The 18,408-nt window shown below is 71.9% G+C and carries 14 protein-coding genes and 1 pseudogene; 6 read left to right on the forward strand and 9 right to left on the reverse strand.

Annotated features, from left to right (window positions below; all coding sequences use genetic code 11):
• Positions 1-5: 5 nt before the first annotated feature.
• Positions 6-1,340, reverse strand: a complete 1,335-nt coding sequence (locus VSH64_RS16870; RefSeq protein ID WP_326836559.1) for an alginate lyase family protein — start codon at positions 1,338-1,340, stop codon at positions 6-8.
• Between the two features lie 168 nt (positions 1,341-1,508).
• Between VSH64_RS16870 and VSH64_RS16875 the strand changes: the two genes are divergently transcribed.
• Positions 1,509-3,683, forward strand: a complete 2,175-nt coding sequence (locus VSH64_RS16875) for a LuxR C-terminal-related transcriptional regulator (protein ID WP_326836560.1) — start codon at positions 1,509-1,511, stop codon at positions 3,681-3,683.
• Between the two features lie 5 nt (positions 3,684-3,688).
• Here VSH64_RS16875 and VSH64_RS16880 read toward each other — a convergent pair whose 3' ends face one another.
• The 5 genes from VSH64_RS16880 to VSH64_RS16900 form a co-directional block, all read right to left on the reverse strand.
• Positions 3,689-4,525 (reverse strand): fumarylacetoacetate hydrolase family protein, encoded by an 837-nt coding sequence (locus VSH64_RS16880; protein WP_326836561.1) that lies wholly within the window; start codon positions 4,523-4,525, stop codon positions 3,689-3,691.
• 10 nt (positions 4,526-4,535) lie between these two features.
• On the reverse strand, positions 4,536-6,206 hold the full coding sequence (locus VSH64_RS16885) for an IlvD/Edd family dehydratase (RefSeq protein ID WP_326836562.1): 1,671 nt from the start codon (positions 6,204-6,206) through the stop codon (positions 4,536-4,538).
• Positions 6,207-6,382: 176 nt separating this feature from the next.
• The gene (locus tag VSH64_RS16890; protein ID WP_326836563.1) at positions 6,383-7,207 is read right to left on the reverse strand and encodes a carbohydrate ABC transporter permease; all 825 of its coding nucleotides are present in this window, start codon (positions 7,205-7,207) and stop codon (positions 6,383-6,385) included.
• A gap of 1 nt (position 7,208) precedes the next feature.
• Positions 7,209-8,111: a carbohydrate ABC transporter permease gene (locus tag VSH64_RS16895; RefSeq protein WP_326836564.1), complete on the reverse strand. Its 903-nt coding sequence runs from the start codon at positions 8,109-8,111 to the stop codon at positions 7,209-7,211.
• Positions 8,112-8,173: 62 nt separating this feature from the next.
• Entirely contained in the window at positions 8,174-9,466 is a 1,293-nt protein-coding gene (locus tag VSH64_RS16900) for an extracellular solute-binding protein (RefSeq protein WP_326836565.1), read from the reverse strand.
• A gap of 133 nt (positions 9,467-9,599) precedes the next feature.
• On the opposite strand from VSH64_RS16900, the gene VSH64_RS16905 reads away from it, so the two are divergent.
• The 4 genes from VSH64_RS16905 to VSH64_RS16920 all read left to right on the forward strand — a co-directional run bounded on the left by VSH64_RS16905 (position 9,600) and on the right by VSH64_RS16920 (position 14,091).
• Entirely contained in the window at positions 9,600-10,619 is a 1,020-nt protein-coding gene (locus VSH64_RS16905; protein ID WP_326836566.1) for a LacI family DNA-binding transcriptional regulator, read from the forward strand.
• Positions 10,616-12,928, forward strand: a complete 2,313-nt coding sequence (locus VSH64_RS16910; RefSeq protein ID WP_326836567.1) for a beta-glucosidase family protein — start codon at positions 10,616-10,618, stop codon at positions 12,926-12,928. The genes VSH64_RS16905 and VSH64_RS16910 overlap by 4 nt, the downstream gene beginning before the upstream one ends.
• A gap of 99 nt (positions 12,929-13,027) precedes the next feature.
• Positions 13,028-13,303, forward strand: coding sequence for a YggT family protein (locus VSH64_RS16915; RefSeq protein ID WP_326836568.1), 276 nt, complete (start codon positions 13,028-13,030; stop codon positions 13,301-13,303).
• Positions 13,304-13,383: 80 nt separating this feature from the next.
• On the forward strand, positions 13,384-14,091 hold the full coding sequence (locus tag VSH64_RS16920; protein WP_326836569.1) for an alpha/beta hydrolase family protein: 708 nt from the start codon (positions 13,384-13,386) through the stop codon (positions 14,089-14,091).
• A 3-nt stretch (positions 14,092-14,094) separates the two neighbouring features.
• Here the strand turns inward: VSH64_RS16920 and VSH64_RS16925 are convergent.
• From VSH64_RS16925 to VSH64_RS16935, 3 genes and pseudogenes are all read right to left on the reverse strand, one after another.
• A pseudogene (locus tag VSH64_RS16925) lies at positions 14,095-15,088 on the reverse strand (IS481 family transposase).
• Positions 15,089-15,213: 125 nt separating this feature from the next.
• Complete coding sequence (locus VSH64_RS16930) at positions 15,214-15,975, reverse strand: SDR family NAD(P)-dependent oxidoreductase (protein ID WP_326836570.1); 762 nt, start codon at positions 15,973-15,975, stop codon at positions 15,214-15,216.
• Positions 15,976-15,986: 11 nt separating this feature from the next.
• Complete coding sequence (locus VSH64_RS16935; protein ID WP_326836571.1) at positions 15,987-16,985, reverse strand: acetamidase/formamidase family protein; 999 nt, start codon at positions 16,983-16,985, stop codon at positions 15,987-15,989.
• A 192-nt stretch (positions 16,986-17,177) separates the two neighbouring features.
• On the opposite strand from VSH64_RS16935, the gene fdhA reads away from it, so the two are divergent.
• On the forward strand, positions 17,178-18,392 hold the full coding sequence (fdhA, locus tag VSH64_RS16940; protein WP_326836572.1) for a formaldehyde dehydrogenase, glutathione-independent: 1,215 nt from the start codon (positions 17,178-17,180) through the stop codon (positions 18,390-18,392).
• The last annotated feature ends 16 nt before the right edge of the window (positions 18,393-18,408 follow it).

Raw genomic sequence — 18,408 nt, forward strand, 5'->3', positions numbered from 1 at the left:
TGGGGTCAGCCGGTGACCGAGATGTCGTCGAGCTGCTCGGCGGCCGGGCGCACCGGGTAGAGATCACCGCCCGGCGGCGCCGGGATGTGCGGCAGGGCCGCGCGGGCCTGGGCGTCCCCCGCGTCGGCGGCGGCGTGAACACTGTCGAGCGCCGCGTACGGCAGGAAGTTCAGGTCCGGCAGCGGCCACTGCGCCGCGCCACCCGTCGCCGCGGGCAGCAGGTGGTCCACGGCTTTGAACAGGCTGCCGCCCTGCGGCGTGTGGTAAGCCCACAGGTCCACGCCGACGTGGCGGCCGATCTGCGCGAGCCGGGTCAGCGCCACGAGGTTGAACGTGTGGTAGTGGAAGCTGCGGGTACGCGTGGATTCCTCGGGCTGACTGCCGTCGGCCGCGATCTGGTGGTCGAGGCGGGCCTCGGCGCCGGTCACGATCTGCTTCGTGAGCGTCTTGTCGCCGGTGTAGAGCGCGATGCCGGCGGTGAGCATGTCGAAGAACGAGCCGTGGTTGTTGGTCGCCGCGGCCTCGTCCTGGCCGTTCTTGCTGGTGCGCAACCAGGTCAGGAAGTCGCCCGACCAGCCGCGCATACCCTGGGCGTCGGACTTCGACCAGCCGGGCGCGCCGGCGTCGAGGATGCGCGCGGAATCGAGCACCTGGGTGAAGGTGTAGGCGAACTCGATGATGCCGATCCCGCGGCCGTCGTTCTTGCACGGGATGCCCTGCGCGAAGTTCAGGTTCGGGTTCATCTTCGTGGCCGCGTCGAGGAACCACGTGCGCAGGTCCAGCGCCGCGCGCTGCGCGTACTCGGGCTTGCGCGTGTAGAACCAGGCGAGCGAGAGCTGGTAGATCGAGCTGAACGCGGTGAGCCGCTCGGCCTTGTCGGGCACCGCCGTGGTTTCGGGGTTGAGCACGCCGTCGCGCTGCACGTACGGGCAGCCCTGCGGGTTGTCCGCCGTCGCGGGCTGACTCGGCCACCAGTACGGCGCGAGGCTCAGGTAGTCGTGCTTGTCGCCGCTCGGCGGCACGCGGTCCTTGTCCACGACCGTCCACGGCCCCTTGGCCAGCGCCGCGTCGGCCTGCTCGAGCAGGTCGCCGAGCGAGGTGCGCAGGGTTCTGTCGCCGAGCAGCAGCCCGACGCGGTTCTTCGTGAGGCGCGAGCCGTCGAGCACCACCGTGTCGGGCCGGCACGCGATCGAGACCACGGGCAGCTCGCACACCGACTTCGGCGGCTGCTGCGGCGCGGCGCCGGCCGCACCGGCGGAGGTGGCGAGCAGGCCGGTGACCGTGGCGAGGACGAGGGAGATCCGGCCCAGCCGGAACCGGGACCGTGAAGGAGGCAGCACCGCAACTCCTGTTCAAGTATCTGAATAACTGGCAGATATGTGAACTCAACGTAGGCAGGGGAACGGTTCGGGCCCAGTCGGCAGCCCTGCCGGGCGTGACGAAACGGCAGGTGAAAGACCGACAATCGGCCGTATCGGGCGTTACGGCTTCCGGCTAACGTGCCGACCATGCCGACCGACGCACGCTGCCTCATCTGCGGCGCCGCCGTGCCGGCCACAGGCACCCAGGGCGGTCGGCGCGCCCGCTTCTGCTCCGGCGCCTGCCGGCAGCGCGCCTACCGGCGCCGGGTGCGAGCCCGCCGTCCTGGCGCGGGTTGTGTCGGCCGGGCCGCCGAGCTGGCGACGCTGCGGCGGCTGCTCACCCGGCACCGCCTCGTGACGATCACGGGCCCGGGCGGCATCGGCAAGACCCGGCTCGCGGCCGAGCTCACGAGCGCGATCTTCGTCGACCTGTCCACTGTGGACCCCCTACCGCCCGATCCCGGTGACCTGCTCGTGCTGGACAGCTGCGACCTGCGCCCCGACGCGGCCACGCTCATCACACGGTTGCTTCGCGACCACCCGGGCCTGCGGATCGTGGCCACCGGCCGCGCGGCACTCGGTCTCGACGGCGAGCAGCTGCTGCCCTTGCGCGGCCTGTCCCCCGCCGACGCGGCCCGGCTGCTCATCGGCGAGCTCCACCTGCTCGACCCGGGTTTCGCCGTGACCGCGGCCGACCTCACCGAGCTCTGCCGGCTCCTCGAAGGCGTGCCCGCCGCGCTGGTGCTGGCGGCGCCGCGCGTGCGGTTGCTCGGCCCGGCCGGTGCGCGCCACGGCCTCACCACGGCGCTCGACCTCGCGCCGGGCAAGCGGTCGGTGCGCGCCGACCTCGAACGCGACCACGGGCGGCTCGACGAAGCCGAACACGAAGCCTGGCAGCGACTTTCCGTGCTGCCCGGCCCGTTCGACGCCGAGCTCGCGGCCGCGCTCGGAGCCGGGCCCGACGTGCTGGCCCGGCTGGTGGCGGCGTCGCTGCTGGTGCCCGAGCCGGCGGCCGACGGCACGACCGGCCTGCGGCTGTGGGCGTCCGCCCGCGCGTTCGGCCGCGAGCGGCTCGACGCGGCCGGCGGCACCGAGGCCGCGTTCGACCTGCTGGCCGGCTACCTCGTGGCTCAGGTCGAACCCCACCTCGCGGAGTTCCTGCTGCCCGACGAGCTGTGCCGGCGGCTCGTCGCGCGAGCCGAGCCGGTGCTCGCCACGATCGACCGGCTCACCGCCCGCGGCGACGCCCGCCTGGCCGTGGCGGCCTGCGGGCTCGCGCGGTCGTGGCTGGCGCTGGGCCGCAACGTCGCCGAGAGCGAGCAGCTGCTGCGCGCCGCGCTGCCGCACGTCGAAGACCGGCCGGACCTCACCGCCTCGCTGCTCGCCGCGCTGTGCAAGGCGGCGCACCGCACCGGCCGGTACGCCGAACAACTCCGGCTGGGCGAGCGCGCGCTGGAACTGGAGTCCTCTCTGGACCGGCCGGCCCGCGTCGCCTCGATCCTGGACCTGCTCGCCGCCGGCCTGCGCGCGTCGGGCCGGGACCGGGAGGCCGGCGAGCACTACCGCCGGGCCCTCACGATCGCGCGAGACCTCGCCGACCCGGCCGTGCTCTCCTTGCTGCTCAACGATCTCGCGTGGGCCGCGTTGGAAAGAGGTGATCTGGTCGCGGCCGGCGAGGTGCTCGCCGAAGGCCTGCCGCTGGCCCGCGCGCACGCGACCCCCGGCCGGCTGGCGAGCGTGCTGCACACCGCCGGCGCGCTCGCCCTCGCCGCCGGGGACCACCCGACGGCCGAGGCCCGGTTCGTGGAGGCACTGCTCGTGACCAATCCGACGGACGGGCTGAAGGTGCCGTACTTCGCCGAAGGGGTCGCGATCGTGCTGACCGCCCGTGGTGACCACGAACGCGCGCTCGGGCTCTTCGCCTGCGCGGAGTCCGGGCGTCGCGGCCTGGGTGCCGTGGCCGAACCCGCGTGGCGCCGGCGTGTCCAGGCCGCGATCACCACGGCCACCACCGCGCTGGATCCCCGCCGGGCCCACGCCGCCGCCCGGGCGGGTGCGCGGGTGTCACCGGCAGCCGCCGTCGCGTACGCGCTCGACGCGAGTGAACACTTCGCCGCCACCGGTCAGGGCCGTCTGACCCCGCAGGAACACACGGTGGCGGCGCTCGTGACCGACGGGCTCACCAACCAGCAGATCGCCCGCCGCCTCGGCATCGCCCCGCGCACGGTCGCCACGCACCTCGAACGCATCCGCGCGAAGCTCGGCGTGCGCCCGCGCTCCGCGCTGGCCGCGTGGTTCACCCGCACCACCGCCGACAGCTGAACCGCTCAGGCGAACAGCCCGCGCCGCACCGGGTTGCGCAGGGTGCCGACCGAGTCGATCGAGATGGTGACCTCGTCGCCGGCTTCGAGCGTGACGTCCGGACCCGGCACGGCGGACGTGCCGGTGGCCAGCACGACCCCGCGTGGGTAGAAGTCGGCGCGGTAGAGCGCGGCCACGAGATCGGGCAGCTTGCGGTGCAGCCGCGCGGTGGTGGTCTCGCCGGACCACAACGGCGCGCCCGCGCGGTCGATGCGCACGGTGATGGCGAGGGTGTACGGGTCCGCGACCGCGTCGGCCAGCACGATCTCCGGGCCGGCCGCGCACGAGCCGCGGTAGCTCTTGGCCTGCGGCAGGTAAAGCGGGTTCTCGCCCTCGATGCTGCGGGAGCTCACGTCGTTCACCACCGTGTAGCCCACGATCTCGCCCGCCGCGTTCGCCACCACGGCCAGCTCCGGTTCCGGCACGTCCCAGGTCGAGTCCGCGCGCACGCCGATCGCCTCGCCGGGCCCGCGCACCCGGCGGCCGACCGTCTTGAAGAACAGCTCGGGCCGCTCGGCCTCGTACACGCGCGCGTAGACGTCCGCGTCGCCGCTCTCCTCCATCCGCGCGGCGCGCGACACCTCGTACGTCACGCCGGCCGCCCACACCTCGGTGTCGTCGTCCACCGGCGCGAGCGGGGCGCCGGGCACCGCGGACGAGCGAGGCACCGCGGCCGCGCGCGCCGCCAGCTCGTCGGCCGGCAGCGCCAGCAGGGAACCGAGCGTGGTGCCCTCGGGCAGCAGACCCGTGCCCGCGGCGTCACGCACGCACCAGCCCGCGGCCGTCTTGACCAGGGAAGTCATCCGGAGCCCTTCAGTGCGAGTCGCGCGGCACGCCGGGGCCGCGGGAGCCGTGCAGGAAGTCGAAGTCGGCGCCCTGGTGGGCCTGGGTCACGTGGTGCGTGTAGAGCCACGTGTAGCCGCTCACGTACGGCGATTCCGGTGGCTCCCACTGGGCGCGCCGGGCAGCCAGCTCCTCGTCGGACACGTGCAGCGTGAGGGAGCGCGCGGGTGTGTCGAGCGTGATCCGGTCGCCGGTGCGCACGAGCGCGAGCGGCCCGCCGGCGGCCGACTCCGGGCTCACGTGCAGCACGACCGTGCCGTAGCCGGTGCCCGACATCCGGCCGTCGCAGATGCGCACGAGGTCGGTCACGCCCTCCTTGAGCAGCTTCGTCGGCAGCGGCACGTTGGCCACCTCCGGCATGCCCGGGTAGCCCTTCGGGCCGGCGCCGCGGATCACCAGCACGGTGTCCGGCGTGACCTCGAGGTCCGGGTCGTCGGCCACGTGGTGGTAGTCCTCGGCCGTGTCGAACACCAGCGCGGGCCCGGTGTGCGTGAGCAGCTCCGGCGACGCGGCCGACTGCTTGATCACCGCGCCCTCGGGCGCGAGGTTGCCGGTGAGCACCGCCGTGCCGGATCCCTTCGTCTGGAACGGTTCGGTGACCGCGGTGATCACCTCGTCGTTCCAGCACTCGGCGTCGGAAGTGTTGTCCACCAACGACTTCCCGGTCACGGTCAAGGTGTCCGGCCGCAGCAGCCCCGCTTCGGCCAAGCGCCGCACGACCACCGGCAGGCCGCCGGCGTAGCAGAAGTCCTCCATCAGGAACTTGCCCGAGGGCATGAGGTTCACCAGCGTCGGCACGTCGCGGCCCAGCGCGTCGAAGTCGGCCATCTCCAGCGGCACCCCGACCCGGCCGGCCAGCGCTAGCAGGTGGATGATCGCGTTGGTGGAGCCGCCGATGGCCGCGTTCACGCGGATCGCGTTCTCGAACGCCTCGCGCGTGAGGATCGCCGAGGGCCGCAACTCCTCTTCCACCATCGCCACGATCCGCTGCCCCGCCGTCTGCGCCGTCTCGAACCGCCGCGCGTCCACGGCCGGCCACGTGGCCGATCCGGGTAGCTGCATGCCGAGCGCCTCGGCCAGGCAGGCCATGGTGGACGCCGTGCCCATCGTCATGCAGTGGCCGTTGGAGCGCGCCATGCAGCCTTCGGCGAAGAAGCACTCCTCCTGGCTCATCCGCCCGGCCTTGAGCTCCTCCTCGAACTTCCACACGTGCGTGCCGGAACCCACGTCCTCGCCGCGGAACTTGCCGTTGAGCATCGGGCCGCCGGTCACCATCACCGCGGGCAGGTCCACGCTCGCCGCGCCCATGAGCATCGCCGGCGTGGTCTTGTCGCAGCCCGACAGCAGCACCACCCCGTCGAGCGGGTTGGCGCGGATGAGCTCCTCGACCTCCATCGCCATCAGGTTGCGGTAGAGCATGGCCGTGGGCCGCATCAGCGTCTCGCCGGTGGCCATCGTCGGGAACGCCAAGGGGAACCCGCCGGCCTGCCACACCCCGCGCTTCACCGCCTCGGCCACGCGGGTGAGGTGCACGTTGCACGGCGCGAGCTCCGACGCGCTGGTCGCGATGCCGATCACCGGCCGGCCGTCGAACACGTCCGGGCCGAACCCCTGCGACCGCATCCACGACCGGTGGATCATCCCGGCCCGGCCCGACGCGCCGAACCACGCCGCGCTGCGTCGTTCTCCAGCGTGCCGTTCTCCAGCGGGTCGATCTCCAGCGGGTCGTTCTCCAGCCTGCTCACCCACGCGAACCTCCTGCCGCCGACGGTGCCTGCCCCCTCACTCCACCGCAGACCACCGGGCGGGGCAAGTGATCAGCCCTTGACCGACCCGGTCAGCCCACCCACGATCCGCCGTTGTGCCACCACGAAGAACCCGAGCGCCGGCACCATCGACAGCGCCGTGAACGCCAGCACCTTCGCCGTGTCCTGCGAGTACTGCGACTGGAACGTCGCCACGCCCAGCGGCAGCGTGAAGTGCGCGCTGTCGTTGAACACCAGCAGCGGGAGCAGGTAGGCGTTCCAGCTCGTGACGAACGCCAGCACCGAAACCGTGGTGAGCGCGGGCGCCGAGAGCGGCAGCATGATCCGCCAGAAGAACCCGAGCCGGCTCGCGCCGTCGAGCACCGCGGCGTCTTCGAGCTCGCCGGGCACCGCGTGCATGAACGGGCGCAGGATCACGATCGTCACCGGCAGCGAGAACGCCGCCTCCGGGATCGCCACGCCCAGCGGGTTCTCCAGCAGCCCGAGCTGGCGCAACCACAGGTACAGCGGCAGCGTGGCCACGCCGAGCGGGAAAAGCAGGCCGAGCGTGAACAGGACATACACGGCTTCGCGGCCCTTGAAGGCGTAGCGCGACAAAGCGAACGCCGCCATCGAACCGAGGCTCACGGCCAGCGCGGTCGCGATCACCGCGATGAGCGCGCTGTTCCCGAGGAACCGCCAGAAGTCCGGTGAGGTGACCACGCTGCGGTAGTTGTCCCACACCCACGGGCCCGGCAGGCCCGCCGGATCGGTGTTGAGCTGCCCGTTGGTGCGGAACCCGCCGAGCACCACGAACAGCAGCGGCACCACCGTGACCACCACGACGACGACCGCGGCCGCGTACCCCGCGACCAGGCCCCAGCGCCGGCCCGCCACGTCAGCTCACCGCCCGGGTCAGGGCGCCCGCGGTGTCACGGCGCAGCGCGAACCGCTGGTAGACCAGGGCGAACACGAAGCAGATCGCGAACAGCACCACCGCGACCGCGCTGCCGAAGCCGAACTCGTAGCGCTTGAAGCCGTGGTCCACGAGGTAGGTGGCCATCGTGGTCGACGCGTTGGCCGGCCCGCCGAGGGTCATGATCCACACGAGGTCGAACAGCTGCAGTGAACCGATGACACTGAGGAACACCCAGATCCGGATCGTCGGGCCGAGCAGCGGCAGCACCACGTGCCTGGTGGTCTGCCACGCGGTGGCGCCATCGAGCGAGGCGGCTTCCCGCAGCTCCGGCGGCACGCCCTGCAGGCCCGCGAGGAGCAGGATGATGCCGAACCCGAGGTACTTCCACGTCATGACCACGAACAGCGTGTAGAGCACGAGAGCCGGGTCCGCGAGCCACTGGTGCACGAGCCCGCCCAGGCCCACCCCGCGCAGAAGCTCGTCCACAAAACCGTTGGGCTGCAGCATGAGCAGCCAGATCACGGCGGTGATCGCCTCCGACAGCACGTACGGCGCGAACACCACCATCCGCAGCACCGTGCGGCCCTTGAGCTTGCGGTCGAGCAGCAGCGCGAGGCCGATACTCAGGGGCAGCTGGACCACGATCGAGAGCACGGCGATGACCACGTTGTGCCAGATCGCCCCGCGGAACACCGCGCCGCCGAACGCGTCGGCGTAGTTCTGGAGCCCCACGAAGTCCGTGAGCGGACCGAACCCGTTCCACGAGTAGAAGCTGTAGTACAGCGCGATGCCGATGGGCACGAGCACGAACCCGGCGAACAGCACCAGCGCGGGGCCGAGCAGCAGCGCCAGCTCGAGCCGGGTGCGGCCCCGGCGCCGCACGGGGCGCCGGGGTGCACTGTGGACGGTCCTGGGGACCGCCCGGGCCGGGGCGGGAGCCGCCATCACTTGTTCCCGGTGGCGGCCTGGTTCACGGCCTGCACCACCGCTTCCGGGTTGCCCTGCCCCGCGAACAGGTTCGCGACGGCGTCGTTGAGCGCCTGCCCGACGGCGGTCGGGAACGCGCGGTCGAAGTACATCTGCACGTACGACGCCTTGCGGGCCTGCTCGGCCACGGCCTTGAGCGACTCGTCCTTCAGCGACGCCACCGCGGCGGCGTTCACCGGCAGGCCCGAGCCGGCCTCGGCGATCTTCTGCTGCACGGGCGTGCTCGTGAGGTACTGCAGGAAACCGGCGCACGCGGCGGCCGCGCGTGTGGTGCACGAGAAGCCGTCACCGCCCCCGAGCAGCACCGCGGGGTCGCCCGCACCGCCGGGCACCGACGGGAACGGGAACCAGCCGAGCTTGCTGTCGAGCTGCTTGTCGTCGGTGAGCGCGGACATCGTGCTCGGGTCCCAGTCACCCTGCAGTTCCATCGCGGCCTTGCCGTTGGCGACGAGACCGGCCGAGCTGCCCGCGCCCTGCTGCGCCGGCGTGCCGTTGAACCCGGTCTGGAACGGCTGTGTCGCGAGGAAACCCTGCAGGTCCTGACCGGCCTTGACCCAGCACGGGTTCTGCAGCTTCACGGCCGTGATCTCGTCCTTGAGCACCTGAGTGGAGCACTCGCGCACGGCGAAGTAGTCGTAGTAGAACGCGTCGGGCCAGCGGTCCTTGCCGCCGAGGGCGATGGGCGCGATGCCCGCGGCCTTCAGCTTGCCGACGGCGGTGGAGAAGTCCGCCATGGTCGTCGGCGGCGCGGCGATCCCGGCCTGGGCGAAGAGGTCCTTGCGGTACCAGAACCCGACGATGTGCTGCACGTACGGCACGCCGTACTGCTTCCCGCCGACCTGCCAGCCCTGTGCCGTGGAGCCGACCCCGGCGATCCAGTTCTGCACCGACGACGTCAGGTCGGCCACGCGGCCGGACTCGACCTGCGAGGCCTCGTCGCCGCCACCCCACTGCTGGTAGAGGTCCGGCGGAGTGCTCGACTGCAGCGCCAGCGGCACCTTCGTCGGGAACTCCTCGTTCTGGATCGGCTGCACCGTGAAGGACACGTCGGGGTGCGCCTTGTGGTAGTCGTCGGCGACCTGCTGCCACAGCGACCGCACGGGTTCCGCGGTGCCGTTGTGCCACCAGGTCAGCGTGACCGGTCCCGACGCGGCGGCCGGTTGCTCGTCGCCACCTCCCCCGCACGCGGAGAGCACGAGCGCGGCTGCCGCGACGAGCGCGGCGAGGGGGAATCTCCGGCTGGGACGCATGACGGATCCACTCCTGACGACTTCGGCCGAGTTGGACGGGGCGTGACGGCGCCCGGGATGGCGAAGAGTCTGCGCGTCCGAAATTCCCGTGTCAATCGTTGTCGATAACGTTTTACATCGCTAGTCTGGGCCGGTGCAGCCCCGTTCCCGTGTCACGATCCGTGACGTCGCCGCCCAAGCCGGAGTGTCGGTCGCGACCGTCTCGAAGGTGATCAACCAGCGCTACGGCGTCGCCGCCGACACGTTCGCGCGCGTCCGTGCCGTGATCGACGAGCTGGGGTACGAGGCGAGCCTCGTGGCGCAGAGCCTGCGCAACCACAAGACCAACGTGATCGGCATCCTCGTGGCCGACCTCGAGCCGTTCAGCACCGAGCTGCTCAAGGGCGCGGCGGACGCGATCCGCGGCACCGGGTTCGAGCTCGTCGTGTACTCGGCCGGCGGGCGCACCGGTGATCCGCAGGGCTGGGAGCGCCGGTACCTGTCGCGCCTGAGCGGCACGCTCGTCGACGGCGCGGTGCTCGTGACCCCCGCGGCCGAACTCGAAGGCCTGCCCGGAACTCCGGTGGTGGCGGTGGATCCGCACACCGGCCGCTCGCCACTGCCGGCGATCGTCTCCGACAACCTGCGCGGCGCGCAGCTGGCGACCGAGCACCTGCTCGCGCTGGGGCACCGGCGGATCGCGCTGCTCGCGGGCCGGCCGGATCTGCAGTCGGCGCAACTGCGGGAGACCGGCTACCGGCGGGCGCTCGCCACGGCCGGCGTCGAGGTGGACGAAACCCTGGTCGTGGCCGGTGACTACGACGGCGAGCTGGCGGGCGCCTCGGCGCGGGAACTGCTGGCGCGCCCGGACCGGCCGACGGCCGTGTTCGCCGCCAACGACACCTCCGCCCTCGCGACCCTGGACGCGGCCGCGGCGCTGGGCCTGCGGGTGCCCGACGACGTGTCGGTGGTCGGTTTCGACAACATCCCCGAATCGGCCCTGTGCACTCCCCCGCTCACCACGGTGGAGCAGCCCATCCGCGAAATGGGCCACCGCGCCATCACCGTCCTCATCGGACTCATCAACGGCGGAACCGAGGAGCGTGCACCCGTGGTGCTGGACACGAAACTGGTGGTGCGCTCGTCGAGCGCGCCGCCGCGGACCGACTCGTGACCACCGGAGCCGACCGGCCCGCCGAGGCCGCGAGCGAACCTTGGCGCGACCCGCGGCTGCCGGTCGCCGAGCGGGTGGACGACCTCGTGGCCCGGCTGTCCGCGCGGGAGAAAGTGGCGCAGCTGTCGGGAATCTGGGTCGGCATGGACTCCGGCGGCGAGGTGGCGCCGCACCAGCACGACTTCGCGCAGGACCCGCCGGACTGGGAAGCGCTCGTGCCGCACGGTGTCGGTCAGCTGACCCGCGCGTTCGGCACCCGGCCGGTCGACCCGGAGATCGGCGCGCGAGGGCTCGCACGGACCCAGGAGGAGATCGTGGCCCGCGGGCGCTTCGGCATCCCCGCGATGGTGCACGAGGAGTGCCTCACGGGCCTCGCGGCGTGGCAGGCCACGGTGTACCCGGCGCCACTGTGCTGGGGCGCGAGTTTCGACCCGGAGCTGGTGCGGCGCATGGCTTTCCGCATCGGGAAGACGATGCGTGCGCTCGGCGTGCACCAGGGGCTGGCGCCGGTACTCGACGTGGCGCGGGACCTGCGCTGGGGCCGGGTCGAGGAGACCATCGGCGAGGACCCGTACCTCGTGGGCACGATCGGCGCGGCCTACGTGGCCGGGCTCGAGTCGGCCGGGATCGTCGCCACGCTCAAGCACTTCGCGGGCTACTCGGCGTCGAAGGCCGGCCGCAACCTCGCACCGGTCTCGATCGGGCCGCGCGAGTTCGCCGACGTGCTGCTGCCGCCGTTCGAGCACGCCCTGCGCGCCGGAGCGCGCTCGGTGATGAACGCCTACACCGACCTCGACGGAGTGCCCGCCGCGGCCGACCCGGAACTGCTCACCACGCTGCTGCGCGACCGCTACGGCTTCACCGGCACCGTCGTGGCCGACTACTTCTCCGTGGCGTTCCTGCACACCCTGCACCACGTCGCCACCGGACCGCAGGAGGCCGCGCGGCTGGCGCTGGCCGCGGGCATCGACGTCGAACTGCCCACAGTGGACTGTTACGGCGGGCCGCTCGTGGCCGCGCTGGCGGACGGCAGCGTCGACGAGTCCCTGGTGGACCGCGCCCTGCACCGCGTGCTCACGCAGAAGGTGGAGCTGGGCCTGCTGGACCCGGACTGGTCACCACACCCGGCCGTGACGGCGCTGGACGACGAGGAGTCGCGGGCGCTCGCCCGGGAGCTCGCCGAGCGGTCGGTGGTGCTGCTGTCGAACACCGGAGCGTTGCCGCTGCGTTCCGGTGTTCGGCTCGCGGTCGTGGGTCCGCGCGCGGACGAGCCGGGCGCGATGCTCGGCTGCTACTCGTTCCCGATGCACGTCGGCGTGCACCATCCCGACGTGCCGTTCGGCCTCGACGTCCCGACGGTCGCCGAGGCGCTGCGGGAGTCGTTCGACCTCACCTTCGCGCAGGGCTGCGGCGTCACCGACGGTTCGGACGAGGACCTCGCCGCGGCCGTAGAGGCGGCCGCGGCGGCGGACGTCTGCGTCGCCGTGCTCGGGGACCGCGCGGGTCTGTTCGGCGGCGGCACGTCCGGCGAAGGCTGTGACGCGGCGGACCTGCGGCTGCCCGGCCGGCAGGAGGAACTGCTCGAAGCGGTGCTCGCCACGGGCACGCCCGTGGTGCTGGTGCTGCTGTCGGGCCGGCCCTACGAGCTGTCGCGCCAGGTCGATCGCCTGGCGGCCGTGGTGTGCGGGTTCTACCCGGGCGAAGAGGGCGCGGCGGCGCTCGCCGGGGTGCTCACGGGCGCGGTCGAGCCTTCGGGCCGGCTGCCGGTGAGCTTCCCGGCCGCCGGGGCGACCCAGCCGTCGACCTACCTCGCCGCGGCCCTGGCCGCGCGCAGCGACGTGAGCTCGATCGACCCGACGCCGGTGTTCCCGTTCGGCCACGGCCTCGCCTACCACCCGGCCACCTGGGTTTCGGTCACCGGCCCGGCCGCGTGGCCGGCCGACGGCTCGTGCCGGGTGAGCGTGACGCTGCACAATCCGCACGACACGGAGATCTCGGAAGTCGTGCAGGTCTACCTCCACGACCCCGTGGCCGAGGTCGCGCGTCCGCTGCGGCAGCTGATCGCCGCGCCGCGGGTGGCGCTCCCGCCCGGGGCGACGCGCGTGGTGCAGCTGGATCTCCACGCGGATCTCACGTCGTACACCGGCCGGGCCCGCGACCGGATCGTCGACACCGGGCCGGTGGAGCTGCACGTGGGCCCGTCGAGCGCCGTCGCGCACACCGTGCTGGCGGTGTCGATCACGGGTTCGCGCCGCCTCGTGGGCTTCGAGCGGGTGCTCCAGCCGCTGGTCACGGTGGTGCCGGGCTGACCACTCGCTGATAACTCGCTGAGAACTCCGGCAAACGGGACACTCCGCGGGCACTCCCGGCGTTGAGCCAGGTGAACGACCCACCTTGAGGAGTGTGTGATGAGCCTGATCGGAACGCTGGTCGGGTACCTGCTGACCCTGTTCATCCTGGTCCTGATCGCCCGCATGATCCTGGACTGGACGCGGATGGCGACCAGCGGGCCGCCCTGGCTGGGCAAGGCGCGCTACTACAGCCACCGCGCGACCGAACCCGTGATCGCGCCCGTGCGCCGCGTGCTGCGGCCCGTGCGGGCCGGCGGACTGTCGATCGACCTCGCCTTCACGGTGGTGTTCTTCGCCGCCGTGATCGTGCGCTCGATCGCGTTCGCTCTGTGACGGCTGTCCCGAATCCGGCCGGTTTCCCGCTTCCTGGTACGGCTACCGGTTCAACCCGGCCGTGGGTGATAGTCGGCGGCGTGACCCCCGTGCTGCCCTTCGCCCCGCGGACCGCGCCGCCGAAACTCGCGCTCGCCGTGCCGGCCGGCCCGCCTCCCCCGGCGGGCTGGCCGGTGGTCGTGTTCGTGCGCGGCGGCGCGCCCGCGCACGCGGCGATGGGCCGGTACCTCGCCGAACGCCTGCCCGCCGAAGGGTTCGCCGTCGCCGAGGTCCACTTCGGACCCGCCGGGCTACCCGACGTGACGGCCGCCGTGCAGTGGCTGCGGGCGCACCGCACCACGCCGGCGCTCGACCCCGACCGGTTCGCCGCGTGGGGCCACGCCGAGGGCGGGCACCTGGCGGTGCTGCTCGCCGTCAGCGGCGGCGTGCAGGCGGTGGTGGCGTGGAGCGCGCCGTCGGACTTCAGCCGGCTGCCGCCGAACACACCGTTCGACACCGCGGCCACGAGCCCGCTCACCCGGGTGACCGCCGACGCCGCACCGCTGCTCGCGGTGCACGGCACCGCCGACGACGTGGTGCCCATCGCGCAGAGCGAGACCCTCGTGTCCACCTACTGGCAGATGGGTGCCGACGCCGAGTTCCGGTGGCTCGACGACGTCGGCCACGCCTACGGCCTCCGCACACGCGAAGCCATGACCACCACGGGGCTCGACTTCCTGCGCAGACAGCTCGGTGCCCCGGGCGCGAACACCCGGGGCACCGGAAACCCTCGTGGCGAGGAGAACTGAGAGCTAGCTGTGGTGTCCAGGGAGGTTGGTTAGTCGGGTGATGGGTGGCTTGCCGCTGGTTGAGCTGTGGGGTCGGTGGTGATTGTAGAAGTGCAGCCAGGTTGGTAACGCGGCCCGCCGCGCGGTTTCTGACGGGTAGAAGCGGGCGTATGCCCACTCATCGGCCAGGGTGCGGTGGAAGCGTTCGATCTTCCCGTTGGTCGGTGGCCGGTAGGGCCGGGGTCCGTTTCGGGATGACGCCCAGCTCGGTGCAGGTGTCGCGCCAGGCGTGCGAGCGATAGGCCGAGCCATTGTCGGACAGGACCCGTTCGACGGTGACGCCGCGCTCGGCGAACCAGGCCACTGCCCGGCGGAGGACGTCGACGGCGGTGGCGGCGGTTTCGTCGGTGTGGATTTCGGCGTAGGCGACGCGGGAGTGGTCGTCGATGACGGTGTGCAGCATGGCGGTGCCGGTTCGGGGCTTGCGGTCCGCGCCGCGGGGCAGGCCCGGGGTAGCTCGTTTGTTGATCTCGCCTTGCTGCCGGCCGACGTAGCGGTGTCCGCCGCCGTCGGGGATGTTGCCGAACTTGGTGACATCGACGTGGATCAGAGAGCCGGGGTGATCGTGTTCGTAGCGGCGCAGCGGTTCGCCGGTGATCCGGTCGATCCGGGACAAGCGGTTGATCCGGCAGCGCACCAGTACCGCATGCACGGTGGAGGCGGGCAGGCCGACCCGGCCGCCGATCTGGACCGGACCCAGCCGCTTGCGCCACCGCAGCCGCACTACTGCCCGCACCAGGTGCTCGGGGACGCGGGCTGGGCTGTGATGCGGGCGTGAGCTGCGATCAGTCATCCCGGCTGCGCCTTCGGCGCGGTAGCGGCGAGCCCATTTCGTGGCAGTCTTGGGCGCGACCATGAACATCTTCGCTGCCGCGGTGGCAGTCCAGCCATGTTCCACGATCAGGCGAGCGAGTCGTAGCCGGGTGCGTGGGGTCAGGGTGGCGTTAGGGTGGGACACGAAGGCCTCCAGTGGGTGAAGCGGTTCCTCGACAGCTCCACTTCACAACCGGAGGCCTTCACCTGTCAGTACGACAGGCCGCCACCAGTCACCTCAACCCAAGACAACGTCCCTGAACATCACAGCTAGAGCTGCACACCCCGCGACAGCGCACCGTCGGCGACCAGGTTGGTGCCGGTGATGAACGACGCGAGCGGGCTGGCCAGCATGGTCACCGCGTAGGCGATCTCCTCCGGTGTGCCCATGCGGCCCATCGGGTTGAGGCCCAGGGCGGTGGAGAACAGGTCGGGGTTGCCGCTCTCCGTGCTGTGCCAGATGCCGCCCTCGAAGTAGGTGTTGCCGGGCGACACCGTGTTGGCGCGGATGCCCTTCGGGGCCAGCTGCAGGGCCAGGCCCTGGATGTAGTGCACGACCGCGGCCTTCATCGTGCCGTACGCCGGCGCGGCGAAGTCGATTTCGCGGCCCGAGACGCTCGAGATCGCGATGATCGAGGCGGCCTCGCTGCGTTCCAGGTGCGGCATCGCGGTCTCGGCCACCCGCACGGTGTGCATGAGGTCGACCTCGAAGCTCGAGCGCCAGTTCTCCTCGGTCGGGCCGATCGAGAGCGCGCTGACGTTCGCCACCACGATGTCCAGGCCGCCCAGCTCGGTCGCGGCGCGCTCGACCCACGCGGTGAGCGCGGCGGCGTCGGCGACGTCCACCGCTTCGCCCGACACCGTCGCCCCGCCGTCGCGGAACTCCTTCTCCGTGGCGCGCACCTCGGACTCGGTGCGTGCGCAGAACGCCACCGACGTGCCCTCGGCCGCGAGCGACGCGACCACGGCGCGCCCGATTCCCTTGGTACCGCCGGTCACCAGGGCTTTACGCCCGGCCAGCCGCAGATCCATGCGTTTTCCTCCTAGAGCTTCGCGGCCTGCTCGCGCAGGTACCGGTGCATTCCGCCGTAGGCCTCGCCCGTGGGCAGCAGACGCTTGGCGATCTTGGTGACGGCGCTGTAGTTCGCGTCGACGACGTTGGCCAGCGGAGCCTGGCTGATCTGCGTGAGCAGCTGGTAGGCGTCGAGCGGGTCGAGGCCGTAGAGCTCGCCGAGCCAGCCGATCATGCCGTGCTGGCTCGAGCGCCACGCGTCCTCCAGCGGCCGCGACGACGCGACCACCACGTAGTTCTCGTCCTGCTCGATCCGCGGCCACACCGGCGCGCCGCCCTTGATCAGCTCGACGATCAGCGTCACGTTCATGGCGCCTTCCACGGCCGTGCCGCAGGCCTCGCCCTCACCCTGGCGGTAGTGCCCGTCGCCGACCGAGAACAGCGCGCCCGGCACGTTCACGCCCAGGTAGCAGGTGGCGCCCGCCTTCATCTCCGGCGTGTCCATGTTGCCGCCGAACATGTCCGGCACCAGAGAGGTGCGGACCTCACGCCCGCCCGGCGCGACCCCGACCGTGCCGAGCATCGGCTCCACCGGCAGGTCCACCCGGAAGTCGCCGCGCAGCGCCTCGAACACCACGACCTGCTTCTCGCGGTCGAGCTGGTAGATCCAGGTCAGCTCCGGCAGCGGCTCGTGCAGCATCGCCGTGCGGTCGGTGGCGGTGAGGCCGCCGAAGAACGGGATGGTCGCCGACGCGGCCCAGTCGCGCGCCGGTTCCAGGTCCACGAAGTGCAGCGCGAGCGTGTCACCCGGTTCCGCCCCGTCCACAAAGAACGGACCCGTCTGCGGGTTCACCTCCCGCATGTCGAGCTTCTCGCTCGGCTTGTCCGACGCGCTCTGGAGCCGGCCGCTGAACGCGTCCTCGGTCCAAAGTTTCAACACCGTTCCGGGCTTCACCGTCCGGATCGGCGCGACCCCGCCGAAGGTCCACGCGTACTGCTCACGCTCGGGGGTGAACTCGACGATCTCCAACGCCTGCTCCTCATGCCGAAGGTCCGCACGACCGGCCCCCCGCCGCGGTCGATCTTGCCGACCCTCGCGGCCGCAGGCAAGTCAGCGCGCCGGACACGCCGACGCGGTTAGCATGGAGTGCCTGACGTGACGGGGAAACCCCGCGCCGCGCCACCTGTTCACCGGCGAACGAGGAAAGGCGGCCAGAAACTCATGGCAGGCAACAAAGCGGTCACCTACGTGGGTCCGGGCAAGGTCGAGGTCGACACGATCGAGTACCCCGGCTTCGTGCTGAAGGACGGACCGGGCGTGAACCCGGCCAACGTGGGTCGCGAGACCTCCCACGGCGTGATCCTGAAGAACGTCGCGACCAACATCTGCGGCTCCGACCAGCACATGGTCCGCGGCCGCACCACCGCACCGCAGGGACTGGTGCTGGGCCACGAGATCACCGGCGAGGTGATCGAGACCGGCCGTGATGTCGAGTTCATCAAGGTGGGCGACCTGGTTTCGGTGCCCTTCAACATCGCGTGCGGGCGCTGCCGCAACTGCAAGGAAGGCAAGACCGGCATCTGCCTCAACGTGAACCCGGACCGGCCGGGTTCGGCCTACGGCTACGTCGACATGGGCGGCTGGGTCGGCGGCCAGGCCGAATACGTGATGGTGCCCTACGCCGACTGGAACCTGTTGAAATTCCCGGACCGGGACCAGGCGATGGAGAAGATCCTCGACCTCACGATGCTCTCGGACATCTTCCCGACCGGCTTCCACGGGTGCGTGACCGCGGGGGTCACGGTGGGTTCCACGGTGTACGTGGCGGGCGCGGGCCCGGTGGGGCTGGCCGCGGCCGCGTCGGCGCAGCTGCTCGGAGCCGCGGCGGTGATCGTGGGCGACCTGAACGCCGAACGGCTGGCGCAGGCCCGCAGCTTCGGCTGCGAGACCGTCGACGTGTCGAAGGGCGACCCGAAGGACCAGATCGCGGAGATCCTCGGCGAGCCGGAAGTGGACTGCGGGGTCGACGCCGTCGGCTTCGAGGCCCGCGGGCACGGGCGCGAATCGGCGACCGAGCACCCGGCGACGGTGCTGAACTCGCTGATGGACCTCACCCGCGCGGGCGGCGCGCTCGGCATTCCCGGCCTGTACGTGACCGGTGACCCGGGCGCCGGCGACGAGGCGGCGCGCCACGGCTCGCTGTCGATCCGCATCGGCCTCGGCTGGGCGAAGTCGCACGCGTTCACCACCGGCCAGTGCCCGGTGATGAAGTACCACCGGCGGCTGATGATGGCGATCCTGCACGACCGCGTGCAGATCGCGAAAGCCGTGAACGCGACACCGATCGCGCTCACCGAGGCGCCGCGCGGCTACCACGAGTTCGACCAGGGCGCGGCGCGCAAGTACGTGCTGGACCCGCACGGTCTGCTCAACTGAGTCCCGGGCCGGTGGG

Origin of the sequence: Amycolatopsis rhabdoformis, from assembly GCF_035918295.1 — a bacterium.
Lineage (GTDB): Bacteria > Actinomycetota > Actinomycetes > Mycobacteriales > Pseudonocardiaceae > Amycolatopsis > Amycolatopsis rhabdoformis.

Excerpts from the sequence above, each read along its gene's own strand:
- VSH64_RS16875 (WP_326836560.1), top strand. The coding sequence starts at position 1,509 with ATGCCGACCGACGCACGCTGCCTCATCTGCGGCGCCGCCGTGCCGGCC.
- VSH64_RS16880 (WP_326836561.1), bottom strand. The coding sequence starts at position 4,525 with ATGACTTCCCTGGTCAAGACGGCCGCGGGCTGGTGCGTGCGTGACGCC.
- VSH64_RS16885 (WP_326836562.1), bottom strand. The coding sequence starts at position 6,206 with ATGATCCACCGGTCGTGGATGCGGTCGCAGGGGTTCGGCCCGGACGTG.
- VSH64_RS16900 (WP_326836565.1), bottom strand. The coding sequence starts at position 9,466 with ATGCGTCCCAGCCGGAGATTCCCCCTCGCCGCGCTCGTCGCGGCAGCC.
- VSH64_RS16915 (WP_326836568.1), top strand. The coding sequence starts at position 13,028 with ATGAGCCTGATCGGAACGCTGGTCGGGTACCTGCTGACCCTGTTCATC.
- VSH64_RS16930 (WP_326836570.1), bottom strand. The coding sequence starts at position 15,975 with ATGGATCTGCGGCTGGCCGGGCGTAAAGCCCTGGTGACCGGCGGTACC.
- fdhA (WP_326836572.1), top strand. The coding sequence starts at position 17,178 with ATGGCAGGCAACAAAGCGGTCACCTACGTGGGTCCGGGCAAGGTCGAG.